Source organism: Nostoc sp. DedQUE09 (assembly GCF_034530915.1).
GTDB lineage: Bacteria > Cyanobacteriota > Cyanobacteriia > Cyanobacteriales > Nostocaceae > Nostoc.
The window spans coordinates 1-16650 of the sequence record NZ_JAVRCE010000107.1 but is presented as its reverse complement, the minus strand read 5'-3'; the positions used below and the strand labels follow the sequence as shown (position 1 = coordinate 16650).

Below are 16650 nucleotides of genomic sequence, written 5' to 3'. Positions count from 1 at the left end.
CTCACACTACTGAGCAGTCTGCTACTTCATCCTGATTACTGAATCGGTGTTCTAGTCCTACTGGTGGGGAAGTGTGTACAAAATCAAAAAAGGAATCAAATGTTGCAACCTCCTCTGTTTCTGGAATAATTCTTTTCCGCCATAATTCTTCTTCAAGGACTTGCTCAAGCAGTTCTTGCACTTTATTAAGCTCTAAAACTTCTTCAGAAAGTGCTGAATGAAGTAATGTAATGATTTGATTCTTGTCTAAATCCTTTCTTTTGGACATTTGGAATTTTGCTATTTTTATTTTTTGAGGACGCTCTTTTTATCTTCGCAATAGCAAGAAATATATGATCGCTTTACTAGCTTCTCAATTGCTACCGAAACTACCGTTGACGGCTGAGACCAAAAATGTTTAGTGTTACATAACAAACAACAAGGATTGGAGGGATGAGCAAGTTTGGAGAAACAATCAGGCAACTTCGGGAGGCTCAAAATTTGGGACTTCGGGAGACGGCTACTATGGTCGGTATCTCGCCTGCTTACTTGAGTCGTATTGAGCGAGGTAAGGAGCATCCGCCAAAGCCAGAAGTTATAAAAGCATTAGCAAAAGTTTTAGCTGCTGATCCTGATGTCCTATTTCGGCTTTGTCCTTCCACAGACCCAGATGTGGTGACTTTGCTGAAGGAAAGACCAAAGGTATTAGAACTGGTACGTTTAGTGATGGCTCAGGAACTTTCTGATGAACAACTTGGTAAAGTTGAGCATTTTATTAAGCGAGATATATTAGGAGAGCCATCCTCGGATACAATACTCGCTGTCTCTGAATAATAAAAGCCCACCTCTCCCTGCGGGAAGTGAGGAGGGAAATGAGGAAAATGTCATTAGCACATGAAATCAAAACAGTTGCCTATTCCTGATTTAGAAGTTGATACAGAAGATTTCACTATTTCTGATGGCTATATCCTTGACTTTATTAGTGGTGAGAAAAGTCTCAAAGATACGCCAAAAGAACAGGTGCGTCAACGGATTGCACGGGCGCTGTTTCACGAGTATGGAATTTCGGTGGAAGATATGGCGGCTGATTTCCCAGTTTCTATTAATGGGAAGCGAAAGAAGCTGGATATTGCCATTTTTCACAACGACCAGGAGCATACGGTTCAAAATTTAAGTCGGGTAGTGGTTTGTCGCCAAGAACCGAAGGTCGGCAGAAATGCAGTTAGGATTCGAGATTACGACCAAGCGGCGAAGGATTTAGAAGAACTAGAAACCATCATGGAGCATATTGACTCCTGTAAGTATGGTTTGTGGACGAATGGTTTAGAGTTCTTTTACTTAGAGAAGCAAAAAACGCGGTTTGAAGACCGATTTGAGCCGATAGGAGATTGGCCTCCTGCTGATGAATCTTTGGACACACAGGAAGTAGTTTCTAGTGCGCGTACCCGCAAGGCTGATCCAGAAATGCTGCGTGTGGCTTTCCGGCGCTGCCATAATTTCATTCACGGGAATGAAGGAATGCCCAAGGATGCGGCATTTTGGCAGTTTTTATACCTGATTTTCTGCAAAATGCACGATGAGCAGAAATCGCCTCGCGGTCAACGGCGATTTTGGGCGGGGCCGAAGGAACAGTTTGACACTGAAGGACGCAAGGAAATCCGCAACCGACTTATACCGTTGTTTGAGGATGTGAAAAAGAATTACAGCAATCTTTTCAGGGGAAATGAGGAAATTACCCTTTCTGACCGCGCCCTTGCTTTTATGGTTTCTGAATTGGCAAAGTATGACTTTACACGCACAGATGTAGATGCTAAAGGGGGAGCTTACCAAGAGATTGTTGGTGCGAATTTGCGCGGCGATCGCGGCCAATACTTCACACCAAGGGGTATTATCAAGCTGGCGGTGGAAATGCTTGACCCCAAGGAAAATGAGCGAATTTTAGACCCAGCCTGTGGAACTGGTGGATTTTTGGTGGCGGTGCTGGCATATATGATGAAGAAGTTTCAGGAAGAAGCGAATGTGCTGGTAGGATTTGAGACTACAGAGGAGTTTTTATCTGTCAATGAACGCCTGCGCCAGTTTGCCGAGAAACAAGTGTTTGGTGCGGATTTTGACCCGTTTCTAATTAAAGCTTGCCAGATGAATATGGTAATGGCTGGAGATGGCAGGGGTCATCTTTATCACATCAACTCTGTGGATTTTCCCAACGGGCATTTAGACGGTTTAGAACCAGCTAAAAAAGAAATTCCTTTTGAATCAATTGATGTGTTGTTGACTAATCCGCCATTTGGTTCTGATATTCCGATTACGGATCAAAATACACTCAAGCAGTTTGAATTAGCTTACGCTTGGGAACGGACTGATGATGGTAGTTTTCGCAGGACTGGCAGACTTCAGGGGAGTGTTGCGCCGGAGGTGTTGTTTGTTGAGCGTTGTCTGAACTGGCTCAAACCGGGGGGAAGGATGGGGATTGTTTTGCCAGATGGCATTTTGGGCAATCCTGGAACCGAATATATCCGTTGGTGGATTCTGCGTCATTCTTGGGTATTAGCTAGTGTGGATATTCCAGTCGAGGCATTTATTGTGGAGGCGAATGTAAATATCCTCACAAGTTTGCTGTTCCTCAAGAAGAAAACCAAAGAGGAAATTAGGGCTGAGGATTTGGGAGGTAAGACGGACTATCCTGTATTTATGGCAGTGGCAGAGAAGGTAGGATTTGACCGTCGAGGAAATACGCTTTATAAACGAACTCCTGATGGTGAAGAAATTGTGGTGGTGAAAGAGAAAATAGAAAGAATTCGGATTGGGGAACGTATTATTGAACGTCCTTTAAAACGAAAAGAAAAGATACTTGATGATGACCTGCCTGTAATTGCCGAAAAATATCGAGAGTTCCGCCAAGAATACCCAACTCCAGGTATATGATTTCTCGAATAGAAGCTTTTAATTACCGCTGCTTTGAAAGGCTTGATATTAAACTCGGTCAATATCATGTTTTGGCTGGTGCGAATGGCACGGGTAAAAGTACGCTGCTTGATATTCCTTTATTGTTAAGCGAAATTCTCTCACAGGGATTAGTACCAGCTTTTTTAGAATATCCTTCTATTGGCGGCAGTCCGAGAGCGCAAAATTTACAAGAATTGCTGCATTATGGCAAAGGGAATTATTTTGGTTTTGCCATAGAAGCTGATTTGCCTGAAGAAATTATTGTTAAATTACTTAAATATGCACCATCCACAGTTATAGAACATAAAAATAGACATCCTCACAGTATTAGGTATGAAATTCGGTTTCAAATTTTTAATAAGATTGAGCTTCATGTAACTGATGAATTTTTGTATATTGTTCCGCAGAAGTTCTCTGAACCCAAAGAAGGCTGGGGAATAGGAGGTAAACGCCCTCGTTATTGGCAAACAATTATTGTGCGGGAATCCGGTTCAAGAACAATTCTTAAACAAGAAGACCGAAGCCGCTCTAAAATTAACTTGCGACTGGAACCTCAAGAATTAGCTTTAGCAAATTTACCCAATGATATTGATAAGTTTTCTGCATCTATTTGGTTCAGAAATCTTTTAGAAAAAGGCGTAATGCGTTATGAACCAAGTTGGTCAGTGCTGCGGAAAGCTTGTCCGCCTGGTCAGCCTAAAACTTTGCGTAAAGATGGTTATAATCTGCCTTGGTTAGTGCTGAATTTGCAACAAGAACAGCCAGATTTATTTAAGTCTTGGGTAGAACACGTCAAAATGGCTTTGCCTAATGTTGTGGCAATAAAAGCCATTCAACGTGAAGAAGATTATCATGCTTACCTCAAATTAACGTATTGGGGTAATCATGTTGTTACTTCTTCAGGATTATCTTATGGAACTCTGCATATTTTGGCGTTAACTATTTTGCCATATCTGCCTCAACCGCATAGTCTAATTTTTTTGGAAGAACCAGAAAATGGTATTCATCCCAGAGCAATTGAGGTAGTATTACAATCTTTAAGTTCGGTGTATGATTCTCAAATTTGGGTATCTACACATTCACCTGTAGTCTTGGCATATACTGAACTAGAATCAGTGATTGTGATGCGAAGTAGTAAAGAAAATGGTGCAGAGGCAATTCCAGGAAATAAACACCCACGTTTACAAGATTGGCAGGGAAGTATTGACCTTGGCTCACTGTTTGCAGCAGGGGTACTGGGATGAGAGATTGTATCTTTTTGCTGGCTGATAAAAATATGGAGGCAGCTTTTACGGGTTTTTTGACAAGAAAGCAGTTCCATAGAAGTTTGGGAATTCGGCAGTTTGCATGCTATTCAAGAAGGATACACTCTCATAACCCGTTCTGGAACAATTGGCAGAATGGTCTATGTGCGTTCAGATATGGCGGGAATGGCTTGTACTGAACACGCTATGAGAGTTGTTCCCGACGTTGAGAAAATTTTGCCAGGTTATTTATATGCTTATCTCAGTAGTAAATTCGGAGTTACTCTTGTTATCTCAGGAACTTACGGTTCAATTATTCAAGGTATTGAACCTCAGCATTTAGCTGATTTACCAGTGCCAAGGCTAAGCAAAGATATTCAACAAAAAGCACATTCTTTAGTTGATCAAGCTGCAAATAATAGAGTATTAGCATCAAACTTATTAGCCGAAGCTAGTAAAGATATTATTGCTCATTTTCAATTAAATCTTCCCATACCAAATTATAAATATAGCAGTCCTAGCATAAATTATGCATCATCTTCTTCAATGCTGAAACGCATTGATGCTTATTACTATGCTAAGTGGAATGAAGATGCATACCAAGAATTCAGTAAGTTACCACCAGAACAACTAGCGTGTCTTGGTGATATTACAGCAGATTTATATATACCTAATATATTTAAGAGATTTTATGCTGAAGATCCTAGATTTGGTTATGCGTATCTTACTGGTGCAGATATTTATGTTCTTGCGCCTACTTCTAACCGTTATTTATCAAAAAAGTTGTTGGATATTGATAAGCTAATTCTCCATGATGGCATGATTTTAGTTCAAGATTCTGGTCAGCTTGGAGGTTTAATTGGTCGTCCTGTTGCTGTAGGTCGATATTTAGATGGCTTTGCTTGCACAAATAATATGGTGCGGATTGTTCCTCACTCAAAGATTGATCAAGGATATGTTTTTGCAGTTCTAAATACTGAATACGGTATTAGATTGCTAACAAGAGAAGCAACTGGTTCTAGTATTCCACATTTAGATGAAAAGCGCATTAAAAAAATACAAATTCCTTGGACGGATAGTGATACACGCGAATTGTTAGGCAAAAAAGTTTTACAAGCAATAGACCTTCGTGATGAAGCGTGTGATTTAGAAAATGAAGCAAGAGCAATAGTAGAGAATGCTATACGTGATGGAGGTGCTTGATGGTTGCTAAAGTTATTCGTATTGGTGAACCTGTCAATGACTCCGAACGCCAAGCAATTAAGTTCCTCCGCGATAATTTACCCGATACTTACACAATAATTCATAACTTTGAAATTTCCCAAGGCAAAGAAAAATATGAAATTGACCTAGCCATCATCGCCCCTCACAGCATTTTTATTGTTGATGTTAAAGGTATTGCCGGACTAATTGATATTTACAATTCAAAATGGTATCCAGAAGGACGAGGTAATATTGGTGCGCCATTAGCAAAGTGCAGACAAAATGCTAAGGTTATCAAATCTTTAATTTGTGATACTTTTCCCACAAAAATAGACCTCAAACAAATTCACATCCACGCTGCAATTTTAATGACAGCCCCTAACTCTCATGTTGATGCTCATGGGAGTTCTGATGAGGATGATATCACTTACCTCAATCAAAAATGCCTGACTTATTTCAAAGGTAAAAGTCATATTCCTAGCCATCGTTTACAAGATATTCGTTCCTTTCACACGAATATTGAACAAGCAATTATCGGTAAAGCCCGTCCCAAGTCTGCGCCTACTATTTACCGTGAATGGCAAATAGAAGAGGAACTGGGAGGAACCCCAGATAAATATACAGAATACCGCGCCAAGCATATCTTTCTCGGTAAACGCGGCGGAATAGCCCGACTGCGCGTTTATGAAGCTGACCCCTACCAAGAGCATAGCATCCGCGATCGCCAACGCAATCTGATTAGCAATGCTTATCGCTCAATGGTGCAAATGCCTGGCCATCCAAATATATTGAAATTAACAGAATTTTTTCCCACTGAAGCAGAAGATAAATTCATTTTAGTTATAGAAGATATCCCCGGAGAACCTCTCAGCCAGCACATCAGAAAACCGAATTTAGCACTTACTTTTGACCAAAAAATTGGCATAATACGGGATATTCTCTCAGCCCTTGACCACGCCCATAAATACGAGGTTATTCACCGAAACCTGACTGTAGATGCTATCTTAGTAACTCCTGATGGGAATGCGCGGCTAACTGCTTTTGACTACGCTAGAGTGACAAAAAACCGCAGCAGTACAATTGCAGGAGATATTGTAGACGAGCTTGATTATAACTATCAAGCACCTGAATGTTACCGCGACCCCACCGAAGCCAGTATCGCCTCAGATTTATTCTCGGCTGGGTTGGTCTTTTACGAATTATTAACCGGACAAACGGCCTTTGAGAATATTTCCCAAGTTTTTGACTGTGATGCTATTTTCCCAGAAAAACCATCCTCCTATAAACCAGACCTCCCAGCAGGTATTGATGAATGGTTGCAGAAACTTTGCGCTTTTGACGTTGAAGACCGTTTTATAAGTGCAGCAGTTACACTTGTGGAACTCAACAATATCATCACGCCAAAATCACCAGTGCTACCCCCAACACCCAATACAGGGGAAAACCTTAAATCTTTAGCTGAAATAGATTTGCGAGATTTACCAGCAGAATATCTTCTTGGTAATCAATTTATTATCCAAAAGCGTCTTGGTCAGGGTGGGTTTGGGGTAGCTTACAAAGTCTTTGATTCGATGGGAGATAGGGATTTAGTAATGAAACTTATCACCCGCGACAAGCAATCAATTTACCAGCGCTTGGTACGAGAGTACAAAACACTACTAAATATTCCCGAACATCCTTATATTGTCAAAGTTATTTTTGCTAGTAAATTTCCAGATGATACACCATACATCTTATTTGATTACATTGATGGTGAAGATGTAGAAAAGCTTCTAGAAACAGAAGCCCTTTCCTTGGAAGATACTGTAAAAATTGCACTACAAACCGCCGCAGGGTTGGCACATCTGCACGAAAATGGTGTTTATCACCAAGATATCAAGCCTTCTAATCTGCTGCTGACAGACAAGGGAGTTCGGATCATTGACTTTAACGTTGCTGTCTCAGAACGGGATGAAAGCATGACAGGCGGTGGAACTAGGGCTTATATCCCACCAGATTTTGACCTTACTCTAGATTTAGACCAAATTGATCAAGCCCAAAAAAGCGATCGCGACCTTTATGCACTGGGGATTACCTTTTATGAGTGCATTACAGGTAAATATCCTTTCGATGATCGAGATCCGAAGCTAAGGCGAGATAAACTACCCCACGATCCACGAAATTTCAATGCGTCTAAGGATTTGAATGACGAATTAGCACAATTCTTGATGAAGGCTATTTCTCCCTACAGAGTTGAGAGATTTTCTTCTGCTAAGGTATTTGGCGAAGCATTGGATATAATCAAACACCCAAGAAAAATTTCCCAACCCACTCAGTTAATAACTGAATCCTTACCATCGGCCTTAACAGATACTTTTAAACCTAATTTCAATCCCTTTGTTAGCCATTTGCTTACCCTGTACAGCCAAAGTCAGCAAACCAATGCAGGAACCAGAGGATTAGATAAAATAGGCAAGTTAACTTATGTCCCTACACTTTTAGACGAAGCATTGCAACCTGCAATTTTAGCAGGTGAATTTAGCTTAGTAATGATTTCCGGGAACGCGGGTGATGGGAAAACTGCCTTTATTCAGCAACTAGAAGACTATGCAAAAGATAAAGAAAACGTCCAATTAAAACGAGGATTAAATGGTTCCGAGTTCCAAATAAGAGGACGAACTTTCTTTACCAATTATGACGGTAGCCAAGACGAAGGCGATAAAGTTAATAACGAGGTACTTTTAGAATTTTTAGCACCTTTCCAAGGATCAAATACAAGAACTTGGCAAACCAACGAAACGCGGTTAATTGCAATTAACGAAGGTTGCCTAGTTGACTTTTTATCTGAACATGAAAACCGATTTCCCAAACTCGCCAAAATAGTCAAGAATGGCATAAAAGGTGCAGATCCAGAAAACGGTGTTGCAGTCATCAACCTCAATATCCGGTCAGTTGTCGCCGATTTGGGTCAAGTAAATCACTCAATTTTTGATAGATTAATTCGCCGCATGACTAAACCGCGCTTCTGGGAAGCTTGCGGTAATTGCGACCTGAAAGAAAGATGTTACATTTACCACAATGCCCGCACTTTCATTGATGGGACAGCAAGCCCGAAGGTGATTGAAAGGCTTAAAACCCTATATACTATCACCCACCTACGTGGACGCTTGCATATTACCTTGCGGGATTTGCGTTCAGCCTTAGCCTTTATGCTGGCGGGAACGAGAGATTGTGACGGCGTTCACGAATTGTATCGCCAAAGCACCCCCGAAGCACGACAACACATCCTTGATGGATTTTACTTTAATTCTTGGATGGGAGGTATGGCAGGTTCAGGCGATCGCTTAATTTCTCTGCTACAAGAAATTGATGTTGGAGAAACCAGCAATCCTAGCCTTGACCGCAGCTTTGCCTTTTTAGAACCCGGTGCTAAAGAAATGGGGCGGTTTAATTTTTCAGACCGCAGCTGCAATGATGACCATTTGTTACAAAAGACATTTGAAGAACTACCTTGTGACTATCGAGGTAAAATTGAAGACAATCGTCAAAAAGCATACAAGAAATATATAGCTATGCTACGACGGCGGCAATACTTTGAACGCCGAGATTCAGGATGGCAGCAAATGCTACCTTATTCTTATTTTGAAGGTTTTCTAAGGCTAGTAACAGCAGAGGAAGACTTAGCCAAGGAAGTGCCACCTCTCTTACGAGCTATCAACAGGGGCGAAGGGCTAAGAAATCCATCTCGTCTTAGCAATAAACTAGCCCTACGAGTTCACCAAGTCAACAACGGTACTATCCGCAGTTACCGTATATTTGATAGTAATAGTTTTGGCATTAAACTTGGTGAAGCTGGGGGAATTACTCGCTTTATAGAATTTTTGCCACAAGCATTCTATCTTCAGTATCATTTTTCAATGAGACATGATGCAGAGTTAAGTATAAACTTGGACGTATATGAGATGCTGAAAAGACTTGATGCGGGTTATCGTCCCAGTATTGAAGAACAACAGGGGCTTTACCGGAGTTTAGCTGTATTCAAAAATATCTTGGCTTCAGCCCCTTATCAAGAAGTTTTACTCACAGAAACCGGACAAGACTTTTATAGTATCAGCCGCGATGAAGTTGGTAATTTATCGCTGACACAAGTCCAAGAGGGAATTTAATGGAACTGGATAAAAAAGACAAAGCCTTTGCACTTGGCAAAATAACTTATGTTGACTACACACATATTGAAATCGACAGGGCTTTACTCAATTTCTTTCCTAGATTGAAATTTGATGGCTATCCCGGTAGAGTTAGAAGTTCCAGCACTATATTGACTATAGATAAATTTTTAGAAGATTTTATCGAAGAAGAAAATCAGGATAAGTTTGTTGGCTTTGCCGCTCATCAAGATATCGTTTATAAGTGGCTAGAAACTGATTTATTGGATTTAGTTAATCGAGGAAAATCAAACCAAGCTGTTGTATCGCCTCGACCACTACACGGTAATGCATACAAATATAGAAATACAAAACACGCTAGAGATCATGGTTCATCTGAGCAAATTTATTGGATGATTTATCATGCCCGTAATGGTTTGGGTCAAGCTGCAAGGGATGCGTTGAAGGATTTTATTTTTGCTGGGCTTGACCAACAAACTGACCGTATTTTAGTTTCAGACCAAAGAATTGATGTAGAAACTCAGGCAATTCTACATTTTGATAAGCAAGTCAAAAAAGACGCTGAAGACCGTTCCAAAGAACTTGAGAGATACTCACCCCTTTGTATTGGTCAAGCAGACTTGCTAGCAGATGATATTCTCCGTTTGCTAACCTATGAAAGTTATATGCCTCGATCAGTTTTGGTGGATTACCTGAAAACGCTGTTGTCATTCCACTTAGGGCTGTACCACCTGCGCCTGATGAAACTTTTACCAGCGTTAGTAAAGCGGCGTGGAAGTGACCCAACGTGCGATCGCTGTCCGGTAAAACCTAGAATATCTTCACCACATGGTGATTGTCCGCACCGTATTGGGCTACTGGTTGATATGGGCGACCCTACCAATTCTCACATGACAGAGTTAGGTCGTCAAAGTGCAGATACCCATTACCGTCGTATCCCAACTTATATTGAAGCTCATTTCATCACCAAAAAATTAGATGAAATGGCTGAATATTTAAGAAAAAGAAACAAGTTATCACCTGCTGGAAATTATTTCTCTGTTGGAGAAGTTTTACAACTTTTGCATCCTTCTAAGAATAAAGAACGGGAGGATTATTTTAAATCAAGATTAACGGGACTTATAGAAAGATATCAGGAAGGAGGAGCAGAATCTTCAATTCCTCCAGAAGTGCAGCGCATTATTAATATGAATTTGGGAGAATTTGATACTTTTATAGAAATAATAGTAGCTTTAAAAGGCAGGAGTCATAGGGAGGCTATTACCAAATGCTTGGATTCTTTTTTCCTAAAAAATAGTGATTTGGGCTTGCTACGTCAATCTCGTGCTAACAGCCCTCGCTGGTTTGCTTTAGGAAGTCGATTACTTGAAGTACTATTGCAAATTGCTGTTTTAGAACCCAACAGAACAAGCTTTGTGACCCGTGAAATTAGGGTTGATGAACTGCTGATATTTCTGCGCGATCGCTATGGTCTCTACATTGACCGTTTACCCCCTGGTGATGGCTTCGGACAACCCAGCATTGTAGATCAGCAGGCACTGCGAAAAAATGTTACAGCTTTCAAGACTCGTCTGCGAGAAATTGGATTTTTCCAAGACCTATCGGATGCCTATGTTACCCAAACAGTGACTCCTCGTTATACTATCAATACTGAGGATTTCAGAGGTAACAAATGAGCCAAGATTTTAAAGAGCTTCAGCATGAGGAATTAACTCAAGCTTTAGAATCATTATTGTTACCGCGCCTGAGAGATATTCTTGCTTCACGCAGTAAAGGTCATTGTATGCGAGTCGCAGATTTGGACTCACATCTGATGATGGTACTGACGCGCAGCTTGCGTCGAGAAGTTCCAGAAGCGCAAGTTTTTATTTTAAATGGTAACGGACAAAATACTGACAATCCAGATTTATATATTTCGTCTACCAAGTTAATCGAACTACGTAACCCTTTACCTGATGGTTCATTACGACCACCATTACTTATCTTTTTACCATCGAATCTGCAAACAAATGCAGAAGATTCCTTCAATGTTGCATCGTTTGAAGAAATTCCTCTGGCTGATGTTTATCAGCAATTGGTTCAAAAACTCATTCAGCAAGTTCCGACACCTTTACAAGGTTATGTTAAAGAAATTTTGAGGTATTTAACCCAAGAAAAATGGCGTTGGGCTAATGCAGTAAAGCAAGCACGTTTTTTGCAAACCGCACTTAGAAATGGGATTGCTGGGGATACCCTTGGTGCTGCATTGTATGAATTGGGTTTAGTTCCAGATTTTCATTTGTTTGACGAAACTACAACTACCACTTTCAAAATTCGCAAGAATTTAGAATCGATGAAAAAGCTTACCTTAACTTTTGATAAATCAATTTTGGGTAGAGTTTTAGATTTAGAGTTAGCTGATAAATCAGTTCAAAATAGATTAAATAAATGTTTAGTTGAAGTAGGTGTAGAAGACCCATATCTGTGGACTAAGCAAGTTGTATTAAACCGCAAAAACTGGGACATTTCTTTTGATAAATGGAAATTCAAGGAAGATGTTAGTCCTGATAAAATATCAATAAAAGTTTTAGATGTTGGACTGAGCTTTGTAAAAGAAGACGAAACAAATCAAAGTTTACAAAGCCTAATTGGTCAACAAGTATTAGTTCCCAAAGAGCAAAAAAAATTCAAAGTGGAGTTTGAGGTAGACCCCCATTCTCAGCAAATAGAGGGGTTAGACCACTTTACTGTCCAAATTATGACCCAAGATGGTTGTACTGTTGGTGGTACTAAAAAAGTCAAAGCATTGAGTACCAAAAAAGCAAATAAAAGTGCCACTTTAGATAAACTCGATAAATTTGAATTTGATGAAGGCTGGCATTTTGTCAGGATTTTACCGTGGACAGCCAATGGCGACCCAATACCTTTAGCTGAACCAGATAATAGTTCAAGTAATAGCCAGCTAAAGCCTTATGAAAGTGAATTATTTTATGTACTTCCCAATGCTGAAATTGATGCAGAACCACCAGAAATAAAGTTTTCTGAAGAAATTAGCTTAGAACATGCAAAACTAAGACTCCAGTTTAAGGCGATCGCCGAGGGTCGTCACCCCAATGTAGTTACCCTCAAAGATGTAGTTTGGGCTGAAAAAAGTAGCACAACTCGCAGCGTCACTCAAGAAACCTTAGAAGTAAAATTTGGTCGTGATGGCAAATTTCGTATCCCCATAGCGCAATGCTTAAAGGATTTAGAACTTGCAATATTAACGTCTCCGCAAAGTCCTGTAGGTTGGAAATTACAGGTCAAAATGGGTCAAGTTGGTTTGCCCTCAACAGATATTATTGATTTTCCGAAATCAGCAGTAGCATCAAGTTTTTTATCAACCCGTGCTGATTATTTTGCCAACATTCTTTCAGGAGATAAAAACCTTATTTCTCAGGCGGTTAATTTTATTGCTTTGAAAGACGTTGCTTATGAGTACGCTGCGGCATACCGAGAACTGTTAGTTGACTTGTGCCGTAAAGTAGAAAAAAGCAATGCTTCAGACTGGCAATCTCTCAGTGACTTGAAAAAAGTACTGTTGGTAGACACAGTGCGCTTAGAGATTACAGACTTCCGTGGACAAACACGGGAAGCTATATTATTAGGATCAACCCATCCACTACGTGCCTTATGGCTAACAACATGGAGTCAAATTGCACAATCTTGGGTTGCCACTGCCTACAATGGGCAAGAAAAATATGTGGGTTCTGCGAGAGATGGCATTTTGCACGCTTTTCTACCTTTAAACGTACCCCCAACTTTGCCCCTAACTGACGGCAGAGTTTTTATCACCGTTGATAATATTAATCCGTTCTGGTCGCTGTATGCTCCATCAACCGAAGAAAACACAAGGGGCTTACTAGGGGAGGCCTGTGCTGCTTTAGGACTAACAGAACCTACTATTGGCGCTGCGGTGAATGCTGAAGTCTTAGCTTCTCGGATTGAAAGTTATTTGGCACAAAATCCATACATCCGCACGCTCAGTATTAATGCATTTAACTCAGGTCGTGCCACTGTTCTTGCAGATGCCCTTATTTTATTGCAAAAGCGGGAAGCATTTAGAGATTTACGGTATGACATTCGCTTATTTGTGCCTGATCCAGAAGCGCCTGGGGTTGGTGAAGCCATAGAACAGCTCCTTACACCAATTTCTACCGTAACGTCAGAGGTAGTTGATGCTTTTTCTACATCTAGCGGAAATTACTTATTTCCCAAATTAAATCTGGCAGTTCATTCCGTTAATGATTTTCGTAACACAGAATCAAAAAATAAATATCAAGCTCACATTAGTATATTAGTAGATTTATTTCCCGCAAAAGAAATCGGTTCAGCACCACCCTTCCGCTCGAAAGAGATTGCATCCCTACATGGTCTAGTTCAAGACTTTGTTGTCGAATTTCAAGATAATGAGAGTGGTACTTTCTGGCGGCGACAACCCCGTCATGGCGAAGCGCGTTCTGTTGTTGGTGCAGAAAACTTGATTGATTTATTGGCTGAGTTGCCTAAAATAATGTCCGGCGCAACCGCTACTGTCGCTACAGGGGTACCAGCTTTTGAAAATCGTCCAGTGGTAACGTTAGGTCTAAATGCAGAACAACGGGAATTATTGCACCATATTCATAATGTCTGTGATTGGGTTTTCACCATTGATCGTAATATTGGCATTGAATTTTTCGACCACGGCGGTCAGAGCGATCGCCCACCTTACTTAGTTGACTATGTTCCTAATACTACCGCTAGTCTGGGACATCGATTGGTCGTTACTTCGCGCTCTTTATCAGAACTGGAATCAGTTTTGTCGCAAGTTTTAGAGCAACATGGGCTAAAAGCTGAAGGAAGTCATGCAGGGGTTATTCTTGAACAGCTGCGATCGCTCTCTGGACGACTAGCATTAAAACTAATCTCATCTGCTAATCAACAAGCAGAAGCTCTTGGGCTAGCTTTAGCTCGTCTATTTTTGCAGTACCAAGGAGCATTATCAAACCAAATTATACTTCCTCTGGATGCCCATATAGAATTGTTTCAAAAAGCGAAGCAGCAAGCAGATGAATTAGGTAACTCAGTCAGTTTGCAACGTACAGATTTAGCGCTTTTTGATCTCAATGCTAAAACTCGAACTATAGTTTGCAACTTAGTTGAAGTTAAATGCTATGCCCAGGTAGGAAGTATTAGCAGTTTCAATCGATTAAAAGAGCAAATAGCAGAACAAATTAATCAATCTCAAAACGTTTTGTGCCTACACTTTGAGGCACAGCCAAGACCAGACGTATTATTAAAAATTCGTGAATTTGCGACTCTACTTGAATTTTACTTAGAACGAGCTTTGCGCTATGAAGTAATTGAGAAGGATGCCGCAGAAGAAGCAAGAATTTTAATCACAACATTAGAAGATGGTTACACGCTCCAATTTACACGAAGTGCGCTAGTTTTTGATTTTGAAAAATCAGGCACGGAACCACCAGAATCTGACCAAGAAATTGAATATCATCGTATTGGTATTGATTTAATTAAAGAATTGATCGCTTTAGCAAAACCAGACGTAAAAATCACTCAATTTTCTGAGGGTAAAGATATTATAAAAGAGTCACAAGAAAGAAATATTACAGGCTCAATCCCTCGTTTGATATCAGCCGCTTTTATTGTCCCATCAAGGGAACGTTCTACAACTTGGGATGATTTGATAACGGATGAGCAACAAAGTCCTCTTTTAGAAGAAGAACATCCTGAAACTTCTACTCCAGTAGTTTACTCATCAGTAAATTCTTGCGAAATCTCCTCAAATATCAATCAAGAGATAGAAGCTTCCGCAATAAACAATGAAGAAACACAAGAGGTTCAGGATGTCTTAAAATGTGTTGAAGTTATTAACTCACAGCCACCAAATAATTTTGCCTCACCTTTACCACTAAAGGTTGAAAATGATGAAGTACCTAAAAAGGAACTGGTTTATGATGTAATGCTTGGCGTTCAATCTGCAACCCCCCAGTATGGAATTCTAGGAGAAACATCTGGACGTAAGGTTGCCTTAGACTTGAATCAAACTCACACTATCAGCCTTTTTGGAGTTCAAGGAGCAGGAAAAAGTTATACATTAGGTAGTATTGTTGAAATGGCTTGTATGCCTATTTCAAATATCAACATTCTACCAAGCCCCTTAGCAACTGTAATTTTTCATTACAGTCCAACCCAAGATTACAAGCCTGAGTTTACTTCAATGGTTTCACCCAATTCCGAGCCTGTTCAAATAACTTTGTTACGTGAAAGATTTGGGGCAGAACCAGCTGCACTTAAAGATGTTGTGATCCTCGTTCCCGCTTCAAAAGTTGAAGAAAGAAAAGCTGAGTACCCAAATATAGAAGTTCTTCCTCTTACCTTTGCGGCATCAGAACTAAAAGCTACACACTGGAGATTTTTGATGGGTGCTGTTGGTAGTCAAAGTATGTATTTGCGCCAAGTAAACCAAATTATGAGAAGGTTGCGCGAGCAACTAACACTTCAAGAAATTATTCGAGGTGTAGAAAGCTCTTCTCTATCAGATCACCTAAAAGATTTAGCCAGAACTAGATTAGAATTTGCGGCTGAATACATTGATGATAGCCGTCGCTTGACTGATGCTGTTCGTCCTGGTCGCTTAATTATCGTGGATTTACGAGATGAGTTTATTGAAAAAGACGAAGCTTTGGGACTCTTCGTTGTTTTGTTGCAAATTCTTTCTGAGGCAACTCATAATGGAAAGCTATTCAACAAACTTGTTGTTTTTGATGAAGCGCACAAGTACATAGAAAGCCCAGACCTGGTAGCTGGACTAATCGAGGTAGTTCGAGAAATGCGGCACAAGGGAACTAGCATAATGGTTGCTTCACAAGATCCACCATCAGTCCCCACGTCCCTCATTGAATTATCCTCACACATAATAATGCATCGGTTTAATTCACCAGCTTGGCTAAAGCACATTCAAAAAGCTAATGTATCGCTTAACAGTCTGACTCCAGAAAATATGAGTAATCTAGGTGCTGGTGAAGCTTATATTTGGTCGGCTAAAGCTAGTGATGATGTATTTAGAGACCATTTATAAAGTAAATCTTTAGGAGGTTAGACGACGCAGCATAATG

The 16650-nt window shown here is 40.3% G+C and carries 8 protein-coding genes; 7 read left to right on the top strand and 1 reads right to left on the bottom strand.

The annotated features are described in order from the left end of the window. Nucleotide 1 precedes the first annotated feature (1 nt). On the bottom strand, nt 2-268 hold the full coding sequence (locus tag RMY27_RS34250) for a hypothetical protein (RefSeq protein WP_322669257.1): 267 nt from the start codon (nt 266-268) through the stop codon (nt 2-4). Between the two features lie 164 nt (nt 269-432). Between RMY27_RS34250 and RMY27_RS34245 the strand changes: the two genes are divergently transcribed. The 7 genes from RMY27_RS34245 to mads8 all read left to right on the top strand — a co-directional run bounded on the left by RMY27_RS34245 (nt 433) and on the right by mads8 (nt 16613). Beyond that, nucleotides 433-813: a helix-turn-helix transcriptional regulator gene (locus RMY27_RS34245; RefSeq protein WP_322669256.1), complete on the top strand. Its 381-nt coding sequence runs from the start codon at nt 433-435 to the stop codon at nt 811-813. A 60-nt stretch (nt 814-873) separates the two neighbouring features. Further along, complete coding sequence (gene mads2 / locus RMY27_RS34240; protein WP_322669255.1) at nt 874-2904, top strand: methylation-associated defense system DNA methyltransferase MAD2; 2031 nt, start codon at nt 874-876, stop codon at nt 2902-2904. Continuing rightward, complete coding sequence (gene mads3 / locus RMY27_RS34235) at nt 2901-4169, top strand: methylation-associated defense system AAA family ATPase MAD3 (protein WP_322669254.1); 1269 nt, start codon at nt 2901-2903, stop codon at nt 4167-4169. The genes mads2 and mads3 overlap by 4 nt, the downstream gene beginning before the upstream one ends. Nucleotides 4170-4268: 99 nt before the next feature. After that, the gene (locus RMY27_RS34230; RefSeq protein ID WP_322669253.1) at nt 4269-5372 is read left to right on the top strand and encodes a restriction endonuclease subunit S; all 1104 of its coding nucleotides are present in this window, start codon (nt 4269-4271) and stop codon (nt 5370-5372) included. Beyond that, entirely contained in the window at nt 5372-9517 is a 4146-nt protein-coding gene (gene mads6, locus RMY27_RS34225) for a methylation-associated defense system protein kinase MAD6 (RefSeq protein WP_322669252.1), read from the top strand. The genes RMY27_RS34230 and mads6 overlap by 1 nt, the downstream gene beginning before the upstream one ends. Next, nucleotides 9517-11193, top strand: coding sequence for a methylation-associated defense system protein MAD7 (mads7, locus tag RMY27_RS34220; protein ID WP_322669251.1), 1677 nt, complete (start codon nt 9517-9519; stop codon nt 11191-11193). Before mads6 ends, mads7 begins: the two co-directional genes overlap by 1 nt. Continuing rightward, entirely contained in the window at nt 11190-16613 is a 5424-nt protein-coding gene (mads8, locus tag RMY27_RS34215; protein WP_322669250.1) for a methylation-associated defense system ATP-binding protein MAD8, read from the top strand. Before mads7 ends, mads8 begins: the two co-directional genes overlap by 4 nt. Nucleotides 16614-16650 lie beyond the last annotated feature (37 nt).